15 protein-coding genes are annotated in these 22,246 nt (G+C 55.4%); 7 read left to right on the top strand and 8 right to left on the bottom strand.

All coding sequences use genetic code 11. From position 1 onward, the window contains the following. Nucleotides 1-20: 20 nt before the first annotated feature. Nucleotides 21-3,590 carry a DNA polymerase III subunit alpha gene (gene dnaE / locus Q31a_RS24645; protein ID WP_145083839.1) on the bottom strand — a complete coding sequence of 1,190 codons (3,570 nt, stop codon included), beginning with the start codon at nt 3,588-3,590 and terminating at the stop codon, nt 21-23. Between the two features lie 111 nt (nt 3,591-3,701). On the opposite strand from dnaE, the gene Q31a_RS24640 reads away from it, so the two are divergent. Beyond that, entirely contained in the window at nt 3,702-4,418 is a 717-nt protein-coding gene (locus tag Q31a_RS24640) for a TraX family protein (protein WP_145083836.1), read from the top strand. 167 nt (nt 4,419-4,585) lie between these two features. Here the strand turns inward: Q31a_RS24640 and Q31a_RS24635 are convergent, their stop codons facing one another. From Q31a_RS24635 to Q31a_RS24625, 3 genes are all read right to left on the bottom strand, one after another. Beyond that, complete coding sequence (locus Q31a_RS24635; RefSeq protein WP_145083833.1) at nt 4,586-5,251, bottom strand: FHA domain-containing protein; 666 nt, start codon at nt 5,249-5,251, stop codon at nt 4,586-4,588. Between the two features lie 139 nt (nt 5,252-5,390). Beyond that, a complete protein-coding gene (locus Q31a_RS24630) occupies nt 5,391-6,137 on the bottom strand; it encodes a metallophosphoesterase family protein (protein WP_231690922.1) in 747 nt (248 codons plus the stop codon). A 51-nt stretch (nt 6,138-6,188) separates the two neighbouring features. Then, the gene (locus Q31a_RS24625; protein WP_145083827.1) at nt 6,189-6,947 is read right to left on the bottom strand and encodes a metallophosphoesterase family protein; all 759 of its coding nucleotides are present in this window, start codon (nt 6,945-6,947) and stop codon (nt 6,189-6,191) included. Between the two features lie 244 nt (nt 6,948-7,191). On the opposite strand from Q31a_RS24625, the gene tsaB reads away from it, so the two are divergent. Beyond that, nucleotides 7,192-8,082 carry a tRNA (adenosine(37)-N6)-threonylcarbamoyltransferase complex dimerization subunit type 1 TsaB gene (gene tsaB, locus Q31a_RS24620; RefSeq protein WP_197355635.1) on the top strand — a complete coding sequence of 297 codons (891 nt, stop codon included), beginning with the start codon at nt 7,192-7,194 and terminating at the stop codon, nt 8,080-8,082. Here the strand turns inward: tsaB and Q31a_RS24615 are convergent. Next, nucleotides 8,079-9,014 carry a hypothetical protein gene (locus Q31a_RS24615; protein ID WP_145083821.1) on the bottom strand — a complete coding sequence of 312 codons (936 nt, stop codon included), beginning with the start codon at nt 9,012-9,014 and terminating at the stop codon, nt 8,079-8,081. The two genes, tsaB and Q31a_RS24615, sit on opposite strands and share 4 nt — an antisense overlap. Nucleotides 9,015-9,142: 128 nt before the next feature. After that, nucleotides 9,143-9,859 carry a PTS sugar transporter subunit IIA gene (locus Q31a_RS24605; RefSeq protein WP_145083818.1) on the bottom strand — a complete coding sequence of 239 codons (717 nt, stop codon included), beginning with the start codon at nt 9,857-9,859 and terminating at the stop codon, nt 9,143-9,145. Nucleotides 9,860-10,152: 293 nt separating this feature from the next. On the opposite strand from Q31a_RS24605, the gene Q31a_RS24600 reads away from it, so the two are divergent. Together Q31a_RS24600 and katG are read left to right on the top strand one after the other, a co-directional pair. After that, entirely contained in the window at nt 10,153-11,709 is a 1,557-nt protein-coding gene (locus Q31a_RS24600; protein WP_145083815.1) for a Mur ligase family protein, read from the top strand. A 1,673-nt stretch (nt 11,710-13,382) separates the two neighbouring features. Continuing rightward, entirely contained in the window at nt 13,383-15,740 is a 2,358-nt protein-coding gene (gene katG / locus Q31a_RS24595; RefSeq protein WP_145083812.1) for a catalase/peroxidase HPI, read from the top strand. Nucleotides 15,741-16,108: 368 nt separating this feature from the next. On the opposite strand, the gene Q31a_RS24590 is transcribed toward katG, so the two are convergent. Beyond that, nucleotides 16,109-16,444 (bottom strand): hypothetical protein, encoded by a 336-nt coding sequence (locus tag Q31a_RS24590; RefSeq protein WP_145083809.1) that lies wholly within the window; start codon nt 16,442-16,444, stop codon nt 16,109-16,111. A 585-nt stretch (nt 16,445-17,029) separates the two neighbouring features. Between Q31a_RS24590 and Q31a_RS24585 the strand changes: the two genes are divergently transcribed. Continuing rightward, on the top strand, nt 17,030-17,806 hold the full coding sequence (locus Q31a_RS24585) for a polysaccharide lyase (protein WP_231690921.1): 777 nt from the start codon (nt 17,030-17,032) through the stop codon (nt 17,804-17,806). A 192-nt stretch (nt 17,807-17,998) separates the two neighbouring features. Here the strand turns inward: Q31a_RS24585 and Q31a_RS24580 are convergent, their stop codons facing one another. Further along, complete coding sequence (locus Q31a_RS24580; protein WP_197355633.1) at nt 17,999-18,727, bottom strand: class I SAM-dependent methyltransferase; 729 nt, start codon at nt 18,725-18,727, stop codon at nt 17,999-18,001. 774 nt (nt 18,728-19,501) lie between these two features. On the opposite strand from Q31a_RS24580, the gene Q31a_RS24575 reads away from it, so the two are divergent. Beyond that, entirely contained in the window at nt 19,502-20,593 is a 1,092-nt protein-coding gene (locus tag Q31a_RS24575; protein WP_145083803.1) for a DUF3500 domain-containing protein, read from the top strand. 343 nt (nt 20,594-20,936) lie between these two features. Then, nucleotides 20,937-22,229: an IS1182 family transposase gene (locus Q31a_RS24570; RefSeq protein WP_145074767.1), complete on the top strand. Its 1,293-nt coding sequence runs from the start codon at nt 20,937-20,939 to the stop codon at nt 22,227-22,229. Nucleotides 22,230-22,246: the final 17 nt, after the last annotated feature.

The raw sequence follows: 22,246 nt of genomic DNA, 5'->3' as shown, positions 1-22,246 counted from the left end.
GGTTTGCATCAAAACGTAGCTTAATTATCTCGCCCGCGACGGCCTCCTCCTTGATTCTGTCGTGGTTTGGGAGGAGCAACCATCAGACGGTGGCTTTCGGTACCGAGGAGATCGTTCAGCCTTCCCCTTAATTCGGGGGTGATACTGACTCGGTGGCGTTTGCTCTTGAGTTGCACCATATCGCCGGAGAGTAGTTTCAAGGCGATGAGAACTTCCATCGAGCCTGGGTATCCTCTCAGGATTTCATTGAGTTTGGGGATCTCTTCTTCTTCGTGATGATTTTGGTCGATGTGGATGCGAATCCCTGCAGTAAAGCGTTCATTGGCCTCTTCAATGGGGATGATTTCGTTGGCCAGCAGGTTGACGTCGTCGGCGCCCCCTCGCTTGTCGACCGTCGCCCGCATGATGACTACCGACTCGGGCACGATGAGATGGCCGAGGTTTTCGTAGCCGTCGGGCCAGCAAATGCAGCGGGCTGCGCCTTCGAGGTCTTCGAGGTCAAAGTTCGCATATTTGCTGGGGGCACCGGGCTTGGGATTCCTCGTATTGGCCAGTTTGATGGAGGAGATCATCCCGCCAACGATGACTTCGCTCCGGTCTTTCACATCCTTCAATTGCAGGGTGGTGTGTGAGCAGAAGGTACTGAGCATCTGCTTGTATTCTTCCATGGGGTGCGCCGAGAGGAACATTCCCAGCACTTCCTTCTCCATGAACAGTTTGGTCTTGTCTGGCAATTCAGGGATATCGGGCAGGCTTTCACTGATTCCAGGCCCAGCTTGATCGGGTTCTTGCATCTCTTCGAAAAAGTTCATCTGGCCACTCTTTTTGTCGGCCAACGCGGAGGCACCTGCTTGGATGGCTTTCTCAACCACTGCCATTAGTTGAGAGCGGAACACCCCCAGCGAATCGAAGGCGCCGGCTTTGATCAGCGTTTCAATGGTGGCTCGATTGCAAGCCGACGGATCGACGCGCTCGCAGAAGTCAAAGATGCTAGTGAATTCACCATCCCTTTCCCGGATGGCCACGATGGTTTCGCCCGAAGCGCCGCCGCATCCCTTGATGGCTGAGAGGCCAAAGCGGATTTGGCCATCGCGGACCGCAAAATCGACAAAGGAGGTGTTAACGTCGGGGGGGACCACTTTAATCCCCATGCGATCGCAATCTTCAAGGTGTTCGACGAGCGAATCCTTGCGTTTGAAATTGCGTCCCTGGATGTCTCCGGAGAGGAGTGCCGCCATGAACTCAACCGGATAATGCGCTTTTAAGTATGCGGTTTGGTAGGCTACCAGGGCGTATGCAGTGGAGTGACTCTTGTTGAAGCCGTAGCCAGCAAACTTGAGGATCATGTCCCACAGTTCTTGGGCTTGTTTAGCGGTGAGTCCCTTTTCGGTCGCTCCCTCTAGGAACTTGGCTTCGTTTTGTGCAATTAACGCCTCTTTCTTCTTACTAATGGCCTTAATACAGGTGTAGGCACTGGCCAGTTGGATCCCTCCGAGGCGGTTGAGGATCCGCATCACCTGTTCCTGGTAAACCATCACTCCGTTGGTTTCTTCCAGGATGTCCTTCAGTACCTGATGCAGGTAGATCGCCTCTTTGCGTCCGTGTTTCACGGCGACAAAGTCGTCGACCATTCCGCCTTCGAGTGGCCCAGGTCGGTAGAGCGCATTGGTCGCGATAATGTCGCTAAACTTGTCGGGCTTCATCCGCTGCAAAAGGTCACGGATACCGCCACTCTCGAGTTGGAAGACCCCTTTGGTCTCGCCGCGTTGGAGCAAGGCAAAGGTAGGTTTGTCATCCAGTGGAAACTTGAGAATGTCAATCTCTTCGCCGGTCGTTTCCTGGATGATCTCCACCGCTTTGGCGAGGATCGTCAGGTTTCTTAGGCCCAAGAAGTCCATCTTCAGTAGGCCCGCGTCCTCGACATCATTCATAGACCATTGGGTGATGATGTCGGTCTTGCCCGATACGCGGCTGAGCGGTACGTATTCGGTGAGTGGTTCATCCGCGATCACGACGGCCGCGGCGTGGGTCCCCACGTTGCGGGCGTTGCCCTCCAGCTTCATCGCGATATCGAGCAGTTCTTGGATTTCTTGGTCCGAGTCGTAGACTGCTTTGAGCTCAATGTTCTTTTCGAGTGCCTTGCTAATCGTAATTTTTAGCTCGTCCGGCACCATCTCGGTGATTTGGTTCACCCGCATCAACGGGATACCGAGAGCGCGACCCACATCCTTGATCGCTGCGCGGGCTGCCAGGGTGCCGAAGGTTCCGATTTGAGCAACATTGTCCTCTCCGTACTTGTCGCGCACGTATTGCACGATGTCGAGTCGGCGGTCCTTGCAGAAGTCAATGTCGATATCGGGCGCTTCCAGTCGGCTTTCATCCAGGAAGCGTTCGAAGAGCAAGTCGTATTTGATGGGACAGACGTGACTCATGTAGAGCGCGTAGCAGACCAGGGCCCCCACCCCACTACCTCTCGCCGTGGCGGGCACCTTCTGCTCGCGCGAGTAGCGCACAAAGTCCCACACGATCAAGAAGTAATTGGCAAAACCGAGTTTTTGAATCACCCCCAGTTCGCGATCCAAGCGGTCTTGGACGACTTGCGAGAGTTCGCCACCGGGCAGCATCTCCTCGTTGCCGGCGTAGCGATCCTTGAGCCCCAGCGTGCAGAGCTCGCGAAGATACTCGTCTGCCGTCTGCTGCGGTGGGACGTCGTACTTGGGGAAGTAGCGATTGCCGAGTTCCAAATCGATGTCTACCGTGTTGGCAATCTCCTGGCTGCGCGCCACGGCGCTCTCCAGGCCTGGGAAACTCGCGTACATCTCCTCGGGCGAGCGTAGGTAGAATTGGTTCCCCTCCATTTTCATCCGAGCCGAATCGGTGCGGAACTTGCCGGTGTTAATGCACAGCAAGACGTCTTGAATCTCTGCATCCTCCTTATCGGCATAGTGGGCGTCACTGGTGGCCACCAGTGGCAAGCCAATCTTGTTGGCAATGTTGACGGCGCCCTCCAATTGCAGACGTTGAATCTCCAAATGGTTGTTCATGATTTCGATGTAATAACGGTCATCGAATACGCCGTGAAACCACTGAGCGATTTCGATGGCTTGCTTCTCAGCAGCATCCGCATCTTTATTGTTGAGGATGGCTCGCGAAAATTCGCTGGAGACACAACCACTGAGGCACACGATTCCCTCGCTGTGGGCTTCCAAGCACTCGCGGTCGATGCGTGGCTTGAAGTAAAAGCCTTCCAGCGAAGCGAGCGACGCTAATTTGACCAGATTCTTAAAGCCGGTTCGGTTTTGCGCGAGCAGGGTGAGGTGATAGGCGGCAGATTTCGAGCTGGAGGCGTCGCCCCGACTATGCCGGCTGCCGGGGGCAATGTAGGCCTCGTAGCCGATAATGGGGTTGATCCCTGCCGCTTTCGATTTCTTGTAGAATTCAAGCGCGCCATGCAAATTGCCATGGTCGGTCAATGCCAAGGCATTCATCCCGTGGCTCTTTGCCCGATCAATGAGTTTGCTAACAGAGCTGGCGCCATCCAGTAAGCTGTAGTGGCTGTGGCAATGTAGGTGTACAAAATTTCCGCTCATAACCGTATCCTTCCAGAGTGTGAATGCACTCTAGTGTCGCAGATTTTGCAGACCGTTCGAATGGCCTTGACTTCTTTAATGCCCAATTGAGGCCAGTAAAACAGCCTGAAGATGCCAAAGAAAACGAAAAAAACAAAGAAAGCTTCAGCGCCCGAAACTGTCCCCCTTCGAAATCGCTGCCTCGATACGCTGCGTGGGCTGGCCATTACCCTGATGGTGGTAGATCATGCCAGCGATTTGTTTTTTAATATGAACATTGAACCGTCCAATGTCCGTATGGTCACCCGCCTGAGCATGCCCCTGTTTTGCATCTTGATGGGCTACTTCCTCGCTCGATCGCGGCGCGTCCATTGGGAGCGGTTGCTGCAAATAGGTGCCGCGACGGTGGTCACCAACGTCCTGTTTTATACGCTGTATGGCAAACTGGAGATCTTGGCAAGCTTGCTGGTGTGCTACGTGGGAATTGTCGGACTGAAACTCTTTTTCGTCCCCTTGGTGCTAGCTCCCTTCCTTTTTTCCTGGGATGCATCGCAGGCGGTGTTTGATTTTCCCTTGAGCATCGTGGCCGGCTGCGTTGCCCAAGGCGTGATTCTGCGCTGCGGAGGGCTCCGAGTCGCGATTGCCACAGGAATCGTGCTGACGGTGGCTGCACTGGTCGTCTCGGAGCCCTCGCGGTATGTGCTCTGGTTTGTCCTGCCCGCAACGCTGCTCATCGCGCTGGGGATTGCCCGCCCGCAATGGCATCTGCGGGGGTTGGAGTGGATCGGCAGATTTCCGTTGAGCATCTACGTGGCGCAGTACTACCTGCTGGTACTTCTCTCGCGTTAGCCAAGGCGGAAAGAGCGTCTGGCGCGATGAAGGTGACGCTCGTTGCCAACGCAGGCTGGCTGCGCACTGCAATGGAGCCTTGGGGGCGAACACCGGTTTCCAGTTTCGCAGCTGATAGGGAACGCGCTGCTGCGGCCACGCCGCTGAATTGCCGCTGAGATGCAACGCTAGGGCTGAGGCCGCTCGTTGACTTCAGGGTCCTCGATGGCCCGGATGAGCTGCGAGATCTCGCTTTGAGTCACCAGCAGGTTTTGCCAAGCTCGAACGTCAATTTGGACGCGATTCTCGTGTTCATCGCTCGACGCATGCTCCAGCACGCTTCGCATGCCAGCATGGATGTAGTCCAGAAGTTCACGCAATTCGGCAGACTGGACGGCGGACAAGCCGAGGGGTAAGCGGATTTCATGGCTGGAGAGGTGCGAGGATTTGGGAGCTGCCAAGCCAGTGCTCAGGTCGAAGTCTTCGTCAACACCACTTCCCGATCCACTCCCATCGTCGAGTTTCTCGGCTTCGGCCGCGTCGAACAAATCTGCAATTTGCTCACGGGATCCGACTAGCAATACACTCCTGCCGACCGAGATGGTATCTCCATAACGCAATATCTTGAGATTGCAGGCATGCCCATTGATGCGGGTGCCATTGGTGCTATCCAAGTCGGTGATGACCAGCCGCCCATCATCTTCCTGGACCTTGACGTGGTAACGGCTGATTCGCTCGTCATTGAGTCGAACGACGTTCCCATCCTCGCGACCAATGGTGATCGGAGGGGCAAGCTCATGAAAGGTTTTGCCGCGATCCACGCCCGATATCACACGGAGAGTAATTTTCGCCATCTTCTTTTCGGGGACCTATGCTGTGCACCCAATTGCGGGCGGATAAGAAGTGATACCCAGGAGAGCAGTACTTCATTGTGCAGTACCGGCAAAGCGAATGCAACAGACTAGAGCTTGGCAGCTGGCGAGGCGCGGTCGCTCAGCGGCCCTCGCGCAACCGATCCCCTAGGAAATTGTCGAGCTCCGGGATGTCGTAGATCGCTTGAATCGTCGTGTCCAAGGGGTATTCGACACGGCGGAATTCGAGCCAGGGATCATCGAAAATGGCATAACAGCTTCTCCAGTCGCCGTCGCGGGGTTGCCCCACAGAGCCCACGTTGACCATGATTTTCTCGTCCCCAGTGCGATAGCGGTGGTCTAAATCCTCCGGTCGCAGGAAGGTCATGTCCGGGGTGAAGACGCCGGGAACGTGGGTGTGGCCTTGGAAACAGATGCGTTGGACCATCGAAAACAGCTTTTCCATCTTCCGCCGGTTGTACACGTCTTCCGGGAAAACGTATTCATTGACCGGGTTGCGGACTGAGCCATGAACGAACATCAGCGAGCCCTCCCGACGCGTTCTGGGCAGGTGGGCTAAGAACTGCAAACGCCGGTAGCAAGCCTCGGGGGAATCCCCGGCTTCGATCTGCTGGCGAGTCCACATGATGGCCTGTTCGGCAGCATTGCTAAAGCCTTCTGGGTCGAACAATGCGGCTAAATCATGGTTTCCTAGAATCGTCGCATCGAACTCTCGCACCGCATCAATGCAGGCTTGGGGCTCGGGGCCATAGCCCACAATATCCCCCAAGCAGATGATTTGTTCGCAATTTTGGCTTTGAATGTCAGCGAGCACAGCTTTTAAGGCTTCCAAATTGCCGTGGATGTCACTGACTATAGCTCGACGCACATTGGGCTCCGTCACCATCGAGGCGAATTAGGATTGGGGCTGAAGGGAGGACTACCGACCGCCACGTAGGCGATCGCCCAACATGTTGTCTAGATCGGGAATTCCATAGATTTTCTCGATCGTTTTTTCGATGTCATAGTCCACCCGAAAGAATTCGACGACGTTTTGCTGGTCGTCCAAGATCGCGTAGCAGCTGCGAGGGTCTTCATCTCTCGGTTGCCCCACGGAGCCGACGTTGATCATCAGTTTCTCCTCGGACAGAGGGAATTTATAGTCGCAATCCTCTGGCGGGATGAACTCCCCCTCGGTCGTGAAGACTCCAGGCATGTGGGTGTGGCCTTGAAAGCTCAGACGGGGGACTCGGTCAAATAGGACCTTCATGCGCGCTTGGTCATAGATCGTTTCGGGAAAGACGTACTCGTTCGTGGCGTCACGTGGAGAGCCGTGCACATACAGAATATCGCCTTCCAGGTGGGATTTAGGCAGTTCGCTGAGAAAGTCCCAGCGGCGATTGATTGCCGCGGCCGGGCCTGGGCCACGATCCAGTTCATCCCGCGTCCAGTAAATCGCCCGTAGTGCGACCGGGTTGAATCCCTCTGGATCAAAAAGTGCAGCTTGATCATGATTGCCCAGAATCGTTAAGGCGCTCTTCTGCATGATCTGGTCGAGGCATTGGCAAGGATTGGGACCGTAGCCCACAATATCACCCAAGCAGACGATGCGTTCGACATTCTTGGATTGAATATCCGCTAGGACGGCCGTCAATGCTTCAAGATTGCCGTGAATGTCGCTAATTAGTGCTTGTCGCACAGGCCTCTCCGGTACTCTGGTTTTAGGGGGAGTCAATAAAGGTGCCTGCGCACCCTAACTGGCTGGCTGCGGATAAGAGTCTACCTCTTCGTGCGCAACCAACTAGGGCGGTTGTTCGATGCGGGGCTGAGCATCACAATTCCTATTCCTCGGCGACGTGCGACCGATTCCTTCATTGTAAATGCCCGAGGGACCGCCCGAAAGGCGCATACACTTTTCGCCAGCCAGAATAGAGAATTGGGACATGTCGACCTGGAATTTGGCCTTGGAATGCTCCGGCTTTACGTGCAGCGTCGCGGTTGCCAAGCTTGATAGCCTCGATCCGCCACTCTGGCTTGAGACGCCGCCAGCGCTCAGCAGCGTCCAGGGACTGGCCAGCATGGTCCGCCACGTCTTGCAAAATGCGGGAATCCGCCAACCCGATTTCCTGTCAGTTACCCACGGCCCCGGATCTTTTACAGGACTCCGAGTCGGTTTAGCTACCGCCAAAACCTTGGGAATGGCCTGGGATATTCCCTTGGTGGCGATCGATACGTTGGAGGCCATTGCTTTCCGCCAACACCTCCAGCTAACTGCAGCCTCTACGGATCGGTCAATTGCGACTGCACTTGGCAAGGCTCCAGTGAACCCCAAGGGGATTCCTGCAACGGATGCGCCCCCTGTTCTACTGCTGCCTGTCATGAACGCGTTTCGCCGCCAGGTCTTCGCCGCCGCCTACGAGAGTCAGCCTGCGTCGGCAGGGTTGGTGCGGTTGGCTGCCGCGCAGGTCCTCGACGCAGCGGTTTGGCGTGCCCAGCCCTGGCGGTCCCTGGCCCAAGATCCCCCGCCTGCAGATCTGCGGCAGGTCGATTGCAGACAAACTGAAGCTGGCCCAACCCAAGAATCGACCTCCCTTCAGCGACGGATCGTATGCGGCCCTGGCCTGGAGCACTACCAGCCCGAGGAAGCTGCCGAGCTGGAAGTGGCTCCAGCGGAGAGCTGGAACCCAAGGGCCGTCGATGTCTTGCAATTGGGGTGGCAGAAGTACTTAAACAGAGATTTGCATCCGCATACGTTCAGTACGGCAGACTCGCTTGCACCCAACTACATTCGCAGCAGTGCGGCTGAAGAGGTGTCGCAGGCTGGCAACCGCTAACCTGCCTTCGATGGCGAGTTCAAGTGTCCCATGCAGCAGGCTTGCAATGCCCTCTGCAGCCCCCGACCCGTATTGGGTTTGGCGAGCAATTCTCGTGCACCGGCGGATTGTGCGATCTTCCAGGTTGCGATTCTCGGAAGACTAAACGCTGCAATTGGAACCGCTTCAGGATAGTTTGCGGCCGTTAACTGAAAAAACTCTCGCAGTGCATCACGTTCGTCATCACCAAGGTTCAAACAACTGTCATCCCACAAAACCCAGCGGATGTCTGCGGTTGGTGGGGCCGCGCCGGTTGGGAGGGCCGCAGACGCATGGCGTTGTTGAAAACTCCGGAGGCTAAGCCGGCTGGCCGGAGCGCCCAACTGCTGGGCCGCCATGCTCCAAGCCTCTCCGGTCGCTTGGCAGTTGGACACAATCATGCCAGCCGGAGCCTGCTCAAGTCGCGGTATCCTGGAGGTAGGAAGGTAGGGGGCTGAGGGATGCGGCAGTAGGGAGGAAATCGCAGGGTTCTCGCCTGAAATCCACTCGAACCAACCATCCCACCATCGGTACCAAGGCAGCAAGGTGTGTCCTGACTCTCCTATTCCGGTTCGCCGGGAGCCGTCCCACCAACTGTCGGTGGCGACGGCGAAGGGGAGGTCTGGATAGTCGGCCTGAAGTGCTTTGATCCAAGTGAATGGGTAGTCAATTCGCGTTGGACATGCGAGTACCAGACGGTTGAACTGAGAGGCAATCAGCTCATCGAACAAAGCCTCGGGCGTTTGGCCCCCTGCCCCGCCTTGGATTCCGTTCACCGGGAGAGAGGGAGCTCGAAATGTTTGGAAGTTTTCAGTTGGGACCGATGCACTTAGGCGTGCGGCGAGCCACGCTAGGGCTCCAGCCTGAGGTCCAAGCCAAGCGATCTTGAGCGAATGGGGCAAAGTGGGAGGCACACGCGATTCCTTGCGTTGTTCGCTCGGGGACTGGGACTGGGACTGGGACTGGGACTGGGACTGGGACTGGGACTGGGACTGGGACTGGGACTGGGACTGGGACTGGGACGCTGAGGAGAGGCGTTGCATCACTCTGCGTCATCCATGGCTTCCTCATGCTGCTTGAGCAATTGATGAGCCTCTGCGGCGGAATCGCACCGCCGCAATTCTTCCAGGAATCCCGTGCCTGACAGCAGACGCGAGAGTTTCGCTAAGACTTGGAGATGGACGTGGTCGTCAGTCGAGCAGATGAGAAAGAAGACATCGGTCAAATGCCCACTTTGATTGCCAAAGGGGAGAGGTTGTGAAGAGACCCCCAGGGCTAGCAGCGGTTCGGCCAGGATCGAGCTTTGTGGGCGGCGCGGGTGCAAGAGGGCCACTCCATTGTCGAGTGCCGTGGGATGCAGTTCTTCACGCGCGAGTACCGCATCGACCATTTGTGCCGCGTCCCACAAGTAGCCGGTTCGCTCCGCAAGGGCGCTCATGCGGCGGACGACGCTGCTCCGCGTTCGGGCGGCAAGTGGCGTTTCGATGGCTTCGGGGTGCAGGAGCTGATGAAGCGAGATAACTTCTTTCTTGTCGTTGCTCCAGCGGTCCACGACTTTTTGAACCTGCGTAAGTTCCTCGTTGTCGCTGGCCCCAATGCGTTCTTCAAGCCAGGAGTGGACTTCAGCTTCCGAGAATTTCCATGCTCCTCCCAGCTTGCGGCCAGGCAATTTTCCGCGGTCGGCCATCCGCTGGACTTGCTGTGGGATCAAGTGCAGGTATGCCGCCAATTGTTCAATGTCAAGATCTTTCGAAGCCATGATTGCCGTGTTCGTGTAAGTAATGAATTGCTAGCAAAAGCCCATAATAGCGAGGATGCTTTGCTAGCATTGATAGCTGGGAAATGTAGGGCGTTTGGTAGGCCGGTATACAGAATTTAATAGGTTTTCGTATTGACGCTACCTACCATTTGCGAACAGGCTATTAGAGCTGAAGGGAACGGGCATTCGCAAACGCGAGTGTTTGCCGTCCGGTTTTGGCCTAGGACGCAACGGATGCGTCTGACCGGTCAAAGCTCATTGTAACGCTAGTGATCGTGGCAAGGAGGCCGCTGATGTCTACGTCCTATTCTGGCGAGGGATCCTCGTCTGCAGGTTCTGCACCTATCGCATCAATCAAGCTCCGCAGCTTTCTGAAGGAAGCTGTTTTTGTGGGGGCCGAGGATATCACCGTTCATCGCTGCGTGAATCGTGCCGACATGTGCCAGCCAGGGGATGTCTTCATTCCGCAACATACCGCTGGCAGCGACGAGCACGACCGAGCCGAGGAGGCAATCCGACGCGGGGCGGTCGCTATTGTAGCCGAGCGTTTGTTACCGGTTTCGGTACCGCAGTGCCTGGTGGAAAACAATGCCGAAGTCTATGCACGCGTGGCACATGCACTGGCAGGCAACCCTTCCCAACGCATGCTGACCATCGGAGTCGTCGGGACACACGGCAAGACGACAACTAGCCTCTTTGTGGCTGCCATGCTGAAACGCATGGGCGGCGCCGTAGCCTACTACACCTCGCTCGGTGCGAGCGATTCGACCGAGTGTGACCGCACTGCAACTCGACCACCGGCGGCGCGAAAGCTGGCCAAGTGGATGCAGGCAGCCGACTTGGCTGGATCGCCTGCAGCGATCGTCGAGCTGACACCGGCCATGCTCAAGGGACGCGTCGCCGATGGAGTGGAATTTGATCTATTGATTCTGACCGGCATGCGGCCCGGGCAGGGGCGCGGCGTCCCCGGCCAACGGCAATGGCGCACCCTACTGCAGCGACTGTGCGGCAGTCTCAAACCTCATGGCATGTTGCTGTACAACGCCGACGATGCGGGCGCGGCCCAATGGGCAAGCCAGGCCAATGCGGCGGCGGTAAGCTATGGCCTCGATGCGGCTCAACACGTGCGGGCCAAGCGTCTGTCACGCTCTGGAGGCGAACAACAATTGCTGGCCATGACCGGCAACATGCTCATGCCTCTGACGCTGAAAATGCCTGGCGATCACATCGCGAGAGCCGCACTGGCTGCGGTCGCTACGAGCTGGTTGTTCGATTTCTCGGTGCCGGAAGCCATCGCGGGGATCGAGTCTCTGGAAGCCATTCCTGGACGCATGCAACGCGTCCGCCAAGCTGTGGACGTCCCCGTCTTTGTCGATGCGGGAAGTACGCCCGATCGCGTTGCGGTCGCCCTGCACGCCTTGCGACAGCATCATCAAGGGCCGGCCACGGTCGTAATTGATCTCAGCAGCAAACTGGACGTGCAATGGCGTCAACGTCTTGGCCAAGTTCTCGAGAAATCGGCCAACCGCATAGTGCTGACTGCTTCGGATATGTCTCCCACTGCGATGCAATCCATTGCTATGGATGTCTTGGGTGGGTGTCGCGCTGCAGGCCGTGTGCAGGTGATTCCTGACCGCGTCGCTGCCATTCGCTGGGCGATCGACCATACCGATCAGGGAGTAGTTCTCCTGGCCGGCTGTGGGGCATCGAACTGGATCGACCGAGATGGCGAAACGGTTTCCGATGAGCTAGTTGCGAAACAAGCGGTCACTCGACGCAATGCACAAGCTGCTGTAACCAATCTAAGTATTTTTCCGCCAATTGAGCCAACTACTCATTTTTCGCATTGACCCCTTAGGTGGGATTTCGGTATTTCCCAATTATTCAAGGAAACTGACCGAGGAGGACTCAAGACCTGCTGCTCTACCGAGAGCCACGAGTGTTTCAGTCCTTCACGGCAGACGTCACGTTCACGGAGGAATGTGACCCGCACTTGAGTTAGACGTGTTTGCAATCCAGACCTCGGCAGCCTCGCATTTTCGGCACTGGGCGAGTTCCCAATGTTGACGCAGGAAGCACGGCTTGCAAACCAAACAAGACAGGATGTCAAATCAGTGAAAGCTCTGTCGTTGGTTGCGGTTTTGCGGGAAAACGTAACTGGCCTCCCTCCTGGGTCGAAGCTTTTCACCGGTAGCCGGTGGTTTCTGGGTCAATCACCTATACCGGTGCTTCACGGCAGGGCTTAAGACTGCGCACCGGAGCGTCATGGTTTTCCAGTCGCTCCGGTGCCAGGGAACAATAGCCTTCGCAGTTCACCCCGAGCTGCGAAGGCTTTTTTTTATGCCGTTTTTCTCTCCGCAACTCTCCGCTGTGCCATTGCCCAAGAGGCTGTGCCATTGCCCAAGAGATTGAGTCGTCCGGCGTTGACTGATCTATAAAATATCCAGCATGAAATTCCGGATTCTCTGTCGTTGGCATCGTTCCAGGTTTCCAGCAAATCTAGTGCGAATACGCCCGGCAGAGTCCCTTGAAACGTAAACGGTCACGCAACATGGAAGGCTCGGGGTGTTTTCGAAGAATTCTTCGATTTGCCAAATCTTTGCTTGGGGTGCACCGGTGATTTTGAGTTGCGTATTTGGACAGACTACGATCTTAACAATCCATGGCGGATGACGAGTCTTCCAGAGAATGTACACCACAAATGTGGCGATCAGTAGAAAGGCGATGGGGGGCATGGCGAACTCAGGCTAAGCAATGCACGGCATTAGGAGGGATTCTGTTCCCTGCTGAAGTAGGACTGATCCTAGCAAGGAAATGTTTATCAGGACAAGTGTCCACATGTTCCATTTTCCTGCCAAATGTCCGTGTTGTCTCTTCTCGCTTGTGTCGTGATTGTCGCGTTGTGCTCCGGTGTGCGGTTTCGGGTTGGTTAAGTGCGTTGGGGCGGCGTTCCGTATTATTGCCTGCTGGGCTGCGTGTTGCTGACTTGCTGGTAGCGCGATAAGTCCTAGCCGTTTGCGTTCTCCGAGGTAGAGGAAGACTGGCAGGAAGATGTTGGCAGGAAGATGTTGTGGTATCCATCTTCCTGCCACCATTTTCCTGCCAAATATCCGTGCTGTCTCTTCTCGCTTGTGTCGTGATTGTCGCGTTGTGCTATAGCTTTGGACTCTTGTTGATTCAATATGTTCGATTGGCGCTTCAAGGGACTGACTGCTCAGGCGTTTGTTATGATTCTTCCGTAGGTATGCGGTCGTTGCAGCCGTTTTCCGTAAACCAACGCTGACTAGGTCAGCATGTGGCGGGCACTTCTCTGAAAGCCCGGCTGTTGGCGACTTCAAGGTCGCCGAGATCTGTCGCTGCGAAGCCTGATATGCATATTGCGCATCGCTATGCGTGAATCGCATAGATGGTATGCGAGGAATGCATTGGATGGATTGTTCGAAATCGTCCATACTCTACCTAGGTGGACTTGGCGATCCACAGGATGCCATTCCTTTTTCCGCCCACTCCTAGGAGAGATCCCATGACCTTAGTCAAGAAACTTGCCCTTGGTTTGACGAATTGCGTGGTGCTGTGCTCAGCCACCACCGCATTCGCGCAGAATGCGACAAGCAAGGTGCCGACGGCCGAAGGTAAAGCGGCTGTCACCCAATGTCCCGTGATGGGGGCGGTCCCGGCGGCCGGCAGTCGTAACACAGCGGCGGGCGCGTTTTCAAACGGTGACTGGTGGCCCAATCAGTTGAATCTTCAGATCCTTCATCAGAACTCGTTGAAGAGCAATCCGATGGGAAGGGACTTCAACTATGCAGAAGAGTTCGGAAAGCTGGACTTGGAAGCACTGAAGCAGGATATCCAAGAGTTGATGACGACTTCGCAGCCGTGGTGGCCTGCCGACTACGGTCACTATGGCCCCTTCTTTATCCGCATGGCCTGGCACAGTGCGGGCACCTATCGCGTAGCGGATGGACGAGGGGGAGCTGGTTATGGTACCCAGCGTTTTGCCCCGCTCAATAGTTGGCCAGACAATGGGAATCTCGACAAGGCACGGCGTCTGCTCTGGCCGATCAAGCAAAAATACGGCAGGCAGATTTCTTGGGCCGACCTGCTGGTGTTCACGGGACATTGCGCCCTGGAATCCATGGGAGTTGAAACCTTGGGGTTCGCTGGAGGCCGCGAGGACGTCTGGGAACCTCAGCTGGATGTTAACTGGGGACCAGAAACCGAGTGGTTGGGGGACAAGCGTTACAGCGGAGATCGAGAGCTCGAGAATCCTCTCGCGGCTGTTCAAATGGGATTGATCTACGTGAACCCCGAGGGACCGAATGGCAAGCCTGATCCATTGGCTGCTGCCAAGGATATTCGTGAAACCTTCGCTCGCATGGCTATGAATGACGAAGAGACTGTGGCACTCATCGCTGGCGGCCACACTTTTGGCAAAGCTCATGGGGCGGCCGATCCCGGCAAGTTCGTGGGACCTGCACCGGAGGGAGCTACGCTCGAGGAGCAAGGGCTCGGATGGAAAAATACGTTTGGATCGGGCAATGGGAGCGACACGATCACCAGTGGGCTGGAGGGGGCCTGGAGCTCCACACCCACTCAGTGGTCCAATGGCTTCTTCGATAACCTGTTCGGCTATGAATGGGAGCTGACCAAGAGTCCAGCTGGCGCTCTGCAGTGGCAACCTACTGACAAGTCGGCTGAAGGGCTCGTGCCCGATGCGCACGATTCGTCGAAGAGCCACGCCCCAATGATGTTCACGACAGACCTCGCACTGAAATTGGATCCGATCTATGGACCGATTTCGAAACGCTTTTTTGAGAATCCTGATGAGTTCGAAAAAGCGTTTGCGCAAGCTTGGTACAAGCTGACGCACCGGGATTTGGGGCCTGTCTCTCGATGCCTCGGCCCCTGGGTTGCAGCTCCTCAAGTGTGGCAAGATCCGGTGCCCGCGGTAGATCACGAGTTGATCGGTGAGCAAGATATTGCAAGCCTGAAAGCTGAAGTTCTTGCTTCAAATCTTTCCAACTCACAATTGGTTTTGACCGCCTGGGCCTCGGCGTCGACCTTTCGTGGTACGGACAAGCGGGGTGGAGCCAATGGGGCTCGCATTCGACTTGCGCCGCAGAAGGATTGGGAAGTCAATCAGCCGGGCGAGCTGGCAAAAGCTCTGCAGGTGCTGGAAGGAATTCAGGCGGACTTCAATCGCTCACAGACTGGTGGGAAACGCGTTTCACTCGCGGACTTGATCGTCCTAGCCGGCTGCGCAGCAGTCGAACGAGCGGCGAAGCAAGCCGGGCATGACCTGCAGGTGCCGTTCACGCCAGGACGCAGCGATGCACGGCAGGAACAGACCGATGTGGAGTCCTTTGCGGTACTCGAACCGACCGCCGATGGCTTCCGCAACTATTTCGGTCACCAGCTCGACCGGCCGGCTGAGGAGAAATTGATCGATCGAGCGCAATTGCTCACACTCACCGCACCTGAAATGACTGTGCTGCTAGGTGGCATGAGAGTCCTCAACGCCAACGCAGATAACCTGCAACTAGGTGTCTTCACAAAGCGGCCGGGAGTTCTGACCAATGACTTCTTCGTCAACCTGCTGGACATGGACACAATTTGGAAGAAATCTCCTCAGTGCGAATTCTTTTTCGAAGGATTGGATCGCGACAGTGGAGATGTGAAATGGAGAGCTAGTTCCGTTGATCTGGTGTTCGGCTCCAACTCGCAACTGCGCGCCATCGCGGAGGTCTACGCCAGTGCCGATTCGCAGCAGAAGTTCGTGGAGGATTTCGTAGCCGTTTGGGACAAGGTCATGAATCTAGATCGCTTTGATCTCGCTTCCTCTCAGCCTATCGTGGGCAAGCCTGTGGCGCTGAAATAAGAAATCGGTGTCCGGGAAACTGCGGGCAGAGCGTTTCTGAGCAGCTTTTGGCAATGCATGCTGAAGTCTCAATGTTTGTTATAAAACTTCGATTGCTTTAAGCAGTTATAAGAAGTGCCGCACCGTTTCCAGGTTCGGGTGCAAGCATTGAGACTGCTTGGGGATCGCGGGTCTGCCAAGGAGCAAAGTAAGAAGAGAGCCGAGTGTGAATGCTGGGCACGCAGCTTTAGCATTAGAACGGTCGGTCAATTTCCGGCTCGGACGCAAGGCTTGGGCGGACTAATCCTCAGTCCTGAATAACCATCCCGAATCTATCCCGAGATACTGTCCTCATTCGCTACCAATGTTGGAGGGCAACCGCAAGCAAGTCAGCCGCGAATTCCTCCCACATCCAGCATCCACAGGAGCAGGATTAGGGGAATCGTGACAGTGTACCACAAGCGGCCATAACGCCTCTCGTTAAAACAGGGCGCAATGAAGTAGGGGCCAACGAGTAGAGCTCCGCCCCACATCATCGCCTTTGCAACCAAGTCGATCAGCGAATTGTGTACATCGGGGGTGAATTTGTACATGAAAAGAGCTAGCGGATACCAGATCGCAACCGTAATTCCTCGGAGATGTGAGGCGTAGATTGCGGTGTGTGCGGTTGCGTTGTGATGCGATGGAGGGAGTGGTTCTACATGCGAAATGCCGGTGGTAGTCATTGTTCGCTCCTGTGAGGTGACGGACTGGGGGAATGGCAGTTGACGAGCTCTAGGGAGCAAAACCGTTATCGAGAACACTCGATACGCAAAGTAAACCAGTCGGCGCCGCTTGTCCCAGTACGCGGTGTTTCGTCAGGAGAGTTTACCATCCCTGGAAAAGCTGGGCAACGTTTTTTTGCTCGCAATGCTCCCAATAGGTGCGCAAGGACGTGAGCAGCCCTAGCCACCCGTGTTTGGTGCATAATATCGCAATCATTCACGACCTTCCCTATCCACCAAGCAGCTTTAACTGCCGCTTCAGTTTTGATTTTGGGTCGCAGACAACGGTGAACGGTTACGTAATATCTATTAACGGAGTGCACTGTGGGCGACTTAGCACACCGGTTTCTGAGCACTGTTGCTACGAACGAATTCTGAGTGGGCCGTCTCCGATTCAGTCGCAAGTGGCTAGCAGCCAGGGGCTATCCGAAGAGGAGCGGGATAAGTACGGTTGGGGGGAATGAGGATGTAGCGGTTGATAAACTATGAGCATCGAAGTTGTTTTGCCCAGTTCGGCTTCTCTCGCAACAAAGAAAGGTCTCGTCTTTGCTTATCTTGGTCAGGAGCATGGTGTTGGTGGTGGGGCTGGTCGCGCTCGTCGGGTGCGGGCCTGAGGGCAGCCGCCAGGAGGAAGAGGCCTACCTGAGGACTATCATGTCGGGCACTCTTATTCCGTATTCCCATTTGGATGTCCCTTCTCGCGACAATGTGAAAATCGTTCTTGAGAAAGCAGAGGCCTCCTTAGCACTTCGGCTTTTCCCCGGTCAACCGAAATTACACGGGGGCATCAGGGCCGAAGTTAGTGTTGATTTTCCCTTTTCCGAGCATGATTCAATCTCCTATTCCTGGAGATTCAAATTCGACGAGACCTTTGTTTCCGACACTCCCGAAAATCGCTGGTGGGTGATCGGGCAGTGGCATGATCAACCGGATGCCAACCAGAGCGAGACTTGGGAAAACTTTCGCTCTCACAGCCCGCCGGTATCCTTAGGGATCGGAGAAGTGGATGGAACGCTGGCCTTGGCTCTGACCCATGGGCCAACTCGAGACGGGCTAGAACAGATCTCAACCGAGCCGGTGCCGATCGAGCGGGGAGTTTGGTACAAGATCGAAACGCGGATTCATTGGTCCCAGATTTCCAACGGTCGCGTGGAGGTCTTGTTAAACGATTTTCCCGAAGCCAGCTTAATTGGGAGTGGTCCCAACATGAATAATGCCTATCGCCACTATCTGAAGGTTGGCATGTATCGCCATCCCGAGATCGAAAGTGAAAACCAAATTTATATCGACGACCTTTCCGTGAGCGAGTGGAACGGCGGATAGGAGGCTTATCCGCTAGGTTCGCTGATAGCTCGCCGGGAAAGTGAAGTCGCTGGGAAAGTGAAGTCGCTGGGAATTTGGAATTTGGAAAACTTTCGTTTCTTTCATCTGACACAAAGGGGAGTACCCCGTTTCCGCCTGCCGCGGGGCGGTAGGCATTACGCCATGCGTCACTCGCGATGTTCCCATTGAGCGTCAGCAATGGTCGGGTTCCACGTCCATTGCCTTGGTCGCGACGACCATGTAGCGTTTTGTGCGCGTTGAAGGAAGGGCGTTGGTGGCATCCATCAAGCCTACGTGGTCAATGCGGAATCCTGCCTGTTCTAGCATGTACGGCAATGTCGCCATCGTTCGGCAGGCGGAAAGCGGGAGTGTGTCGACAACTCCTTTCCACCGCCCGGACCAATCTTCGCGATTAAACAACCCGTCCATGACGATGACGACACCTGATGGTCGTAGCCAATAATGCCAATTGCGAAACGCAGCCAGTGGATCAAACAAGCAATTCGACAATTGTCGGGAGGCTACCACATCGAATGTTGCAGGCGCAAAGTGCGAGTGGTCGTCCGGATGATCGCAAAACCCTTCGACCGTAGTGACGCTGCTGAGTTCTGGTTTCGAGGCGAGTCGCTCTTGCATCGGTGGGCAAGGTTCGAGAGCAGTAATTCGCATGCCTGGCAACGCAACAAGCGAGAGGCACAAGGCACCAGTACCGGCGCCAGCGTCGAGTATCGTCATGCCTGGGGAAAAGGTGAAGTGTCGCTGAATATCGTTCAGGCACGCGTCGTGGTCTGCCTTCGTCAGTGCCGTGATCCATGCATCGTATTTGGCCGCCTCTGCGGTGTCGTAGGTGGCGAGGTAACGCTGGCGAGATTCCGTGTAGTTTCCACGATAGGGCATGGGCACTCTTTTTTCTTCATTCACGTGTTTCTTCATTCACTTAGCGGGCGACGGCATCGTGGACCAGCGTAGTGGCTCGAAAATGTGATATCAAGCCAGGCATGCCAACTCGGCGCCGGTCGGTCGGTGCTGAAAGGGGGGGGGGCTGCGAGCTGCGGGAGCCGGTGGAGCGAAAGGTACGCTGGATGGGGAGCGGTCGCTTAAATAGCAGTTTTCCAGTGGGGTATTTTGAGGAGCCGGAAATGCGCAGCGAGACGATTTCTGCTATTCTGGCAGCACTTTGGGACGCATGCGGCATTTCCATTTCGTCAAATTTCCGTTTTCGCGGAAAAGTGGTAATTTGCTGTTTGAGACACTGGTGGTCGCTTTTGCCTGACTCGCCGAATTGCGGCAGCAACTAATCCGTCCTGGCTTGCCCGCTTGTGGAGGTAGTAATCCGCAACGTGAGCCAGGAAGAGTGGTTGTCGCTGCAGGGGGAACGGGGACGATACCTTCACGGGAACACCGAAAACGCTCTTAACCCAACAAGCCGTTACGACGCGGGTTACAATACCAACCAGCTGCTCGGTGGCGGGTTGTGATTTCGACAAGCCACCGCGCGGCAGGTTCCATTTGGAACCAGCCGCTAGTGCACAGCGTCCCACCCATCCCTTGACCTCAGAGGGACGAGAGATTGTGGCAACTGGATTCAGGAAGACGTAGCACTCTTCTGGTCGTCCAGGCCAGCTGCTGGAGCGGAATTACTTCACTGCTTTGCAAACTTCGTCCCACACCCACCTTGATTTGGAGAATGATTTAATGTCGCGTATCTCTTCCCGATTTCTGCTTTCCCTGAGCCTGCTTTGCACGTCGGGATCCGTCTGCTTGGCGCAAGCTACGGCGGAGGCTGAAAAGCCGAAGGCTGCCCAGCGTACTCCTGAGCAAAAACAGGCAGCAGCCCTGCAAATCGTGCCTGTTGCAAAACGCTTTTTGACCACTCTCAATGCAGAGCAGACGGAAAAGGCGGTTCTCGATTTTGATTCCGAGAAGCGAGTCGGTTGGCACTTCATCCCGATGAAGAGCCGCAAAGGTTTGCCGCTAACCGAAATGGAAGAGGCCCAGAAGACCGCAGCGATGAAATTGCTGCGTGCTGCCATCAGCAAGCTTGGATATGAGAAGGCTACGGCAATTATGCATTTGGAAGCACTGCTACGGCAAATCGAGGGAGAGGGAGGCGCTAACGAGCGCAATCCAGAAAAGTACTACTTCACCATCTTTGGAAAGCCAGCCGCCAAACAGCATTGGGGACTGAGTTTCGAAGGGCATCACCTGTCACTCAACTTCACCATGCAAGGCAACCGCATCGTCGATTCGACTCCCTTTTTCTATGCCACCAATCCGGCGCAATTGAAAGAGGACTATGGGACTGATTTTCCCAAGGGCCTGCAAGTGCTCAAGGCGGAAGAGCAAGTTGCCCTAGCGTTGGTCCGCAGCTTAAGCGAAACCCAAATGACTCAAGCGACTTTGCCCGGTGAGCTCCCGTCGGAGATTCGAGCTGCGGGAGCGGCGCAACCACCATTGGAAGTCTTGGGAGGAATTGCGGCCAGCGAATTGACTAATGAGCAACAAGCACAGCTCAGAAAACTGATGAAAGCCTACACTTCCAAAATGCGATCCGGAGTGGCCAAGGAGAATTGGAAGTTGATTGAAGAGGCTGGCTTCGAGAAGATCAAATTCGGTTGGTCGGGCGCCACTCGCTTGGGACGTGGCCACTACTACGTCGTGCAAGGTCCGACCTTTGTCATCGAGTTTATCAACGTTCAACCCGATGCGTCTGGGAATCCTGCCAATCACATCCACTGCGTCTGGCGTGACATGCAGGGAGATTTTGATTTGCCAATCACGAAATAGCTCGTTGGTCGCGAATTAATGCGAGCTACTGAGCCGGTTGTAGGCATTGGACTAGCCTTGTGCGTTGCGGAGAATGATTGTCCGCAATGCCTGGGCTAGCTGCGTTTCTGTGTTTCTGTCTCGCAACCTGAACGTCACACCGCCCGTCGATTCCAAGGCTTTTTTCAAGAGTTGCAGCCGAAGTGGTAGCTGCCATCGATCTGCAGCGGCAACCATCCTTCCTGGCTCGCACGCCAGCGTACTGTTTTCAACAGACCGGCACTTTTTAGCCGACCCTCACGCTTAGGCTGTGAATTTTTAGCCAAGTGGTTTGCAAATTAATTTTGGGCGCTACAACTATAGCATGAATACTCAAAAACCATCGCAGCTTGCTCGTGTTTCCCGCCCCCATCGTATTCAAGTGGAAATGCACATGCTTTCACTTGAAGATATGCTTCCGCGCGACCATCGTGCTCGCATTGTCTGGTCGTTTGTCAAAACGTTGGACCTAGAACCTCTGTATGAAAAGATCGTTGTCACCAAGAGCACCGTTGGCCGCAATAGTATTGCGCCGGAGATACTGGTTTCACTGTGGCTTCTGGCAACCTTGGATGGCATCGGCACAGCCCGAGAACTTGGTCGCCGATGCGAGACGGACATAGCCTATTTATGGACGCTCGGAAATGTCACGGTCAATTATCACACGTTGAGCGACTTTCGAGTGGAGAACGGAGCATTCTTGGAGAAGACGCTCGTTGACACGGTTGCCTCGTTGGTCGCCCAGGGTCTGGTGCCCCTGGAGACCATTGCCCAAGACGGAATGCGCGTTCGGGCTAGTGCAGGCAGTAGTTCGTTTCGCCGCAAGCCGACGCTTGAGTCATTGCAGCAGCAGGCTCAGGCTCACGTAGATAGATTGAAGAAAGAATCCGAGAACGAATGCGATCGTTCCGATGGAGACGCACGTCGCCAAGCGGCAGTCGAACGAGCATCGCGTGAGCGTCAAGAGCGATTAGATGAGGCTTTGCGACAGTTTGAGGAGCTTAGTAAGCAGCGCGAGTCTCGGAGAAAAGGTGACGGCGAAAAGACTCGCGTGAGCACTACGGACCCTGACGCCCGTAATATGAAGATGGCCAATGGTGGCTTCGATCCGGCCTTCAACGTCCAGTTCGCAACCGATGCTGACTCGCGAGTAATAGTCGCTGTCGATGTTATCAACTCGGGAACTGACAGTGGCCAAATGGCACCAATGCACGAGAAAGTGTGCTCAACTTACGACAAGACACCCAAGACGCAATTGGTCGATTCCGCTTACGCAACCAAGGGCGATGTTAAGACCGTGGAGTCTAAAGGGACCGAAGTCGTCTCCACGATCCCCCGTGGATCGGTATTGGAAAGCAAAGGCAAAGATCCTCACGCGCAGCAACCTGGCGAAAGCGACGAATACACAGCGTTTCGCGCGAGAATGGCCAAAGAGGAATACAAAGAGCTTTACAAGACGCGCCCGTCGGTTGCCGAGTTTCCCAATGCGGACTGCCGCAATCGGAACCTTCGGCAATTCAAAGTTCGAGGACTGGTGAAGGTCAAAGCGGTAGCGCTATGGCATGCCGTGGCCTTTAACTTCACACGCATGGTAAACCTGGGGGCCTTGGCAATCTAAGCAGTTGCAAGGCAACC

The sequence above is a fragment of the Aureliella helgolandensis genome (assembly GCF_007752135.1).
Lineage (GTDB): Bacteria > Planctomycetota > Planctomycetia > Pirellulales > Pirellulaceae > Aureliella > Aureliella helgolandensis.
The sequence above is the reverse complement of the archived record's forward strand: the minus strand, read 5'-3'. Positions and strand labels throughout refer to the sequence as shown.

What these genes read in the sequence shown, in the direction of transcription:
- dnaE (WP_145083839.1), bottom strand. Translation starts at nt 3,590, where the DNA reads ATGAGCGGAAATTTTGTACACCTACATTGCCACAGCCACTACAGCTTA.
- Q31a_RS24640 (WP_145083836.1), top strand. Translation starts at nt 3,702, where the DNA reads ATGCCAAAGAAAACGAAAAAAACAAAGAAAGCTTCAGCGCCCGAAACT.
- Q31a_RS24635 (WP_145083833.1), bottom strand. Translation starts at nt 5,251, where the DNA reads ATGGCGAAAATTACTCTCCGTGTGATATCGGGCGTGGATCGCGGCAAA.
- tsaB (WP_197355635.1), top strand. Translation starts at nt 7,192, where the DNA reads ATGTCGACCTGGAATTTGGCCTTGGAATGCTCCGGCTTTACGTGCAGC.
- Q31a_RS24605 (WP_145083818.1), bottom strand. Translation starts at nt 9,859, where the DNA reads ATGGCTTCGAAAGATCTTGACATTGAACAATTGGCGGCATACCTGCAC.
- Q31a_RS24600 (WP_145083815.1), top strand. Translation starts at nt 10,153, where the DNA reads ATGTCTACGTCCTATTCTGGCGAGGGATCCTCGTCTGCAGGTTCTGCA.
- katG (WP_145083812.1), top strand. Translation starts at nt 13,383, where the DNA reads ATGACCTTAGTCAAGAAACTTGCCCTTGGTTTGACGAATTGCGTGGTG.
- Q31a_RS24590 (WP_145083809.1), bottom strand. Translation starts at nt 16,444, where the DNA reads ATGACTACCACCGGCATTTCGCATGTAGAACCACTCCCTCCATCGCAT.
- Q31a_RS24575 (WP_145083803.1), top strand. Translation starts at nt 19,502, where the DNA reads ATGTCGCGTATCTCTTCCCGATTTCTGCTTTCCCTGAGCCTGCTTTGC.
- Q31a_RS24570 (WP_145074767.1), top strand. Translation starts at nt 20,937, where the DNA reads ATGAATACTCAAAAACCATCGCAGCTTGCTCGTGTTTCCCGCCCCCAT.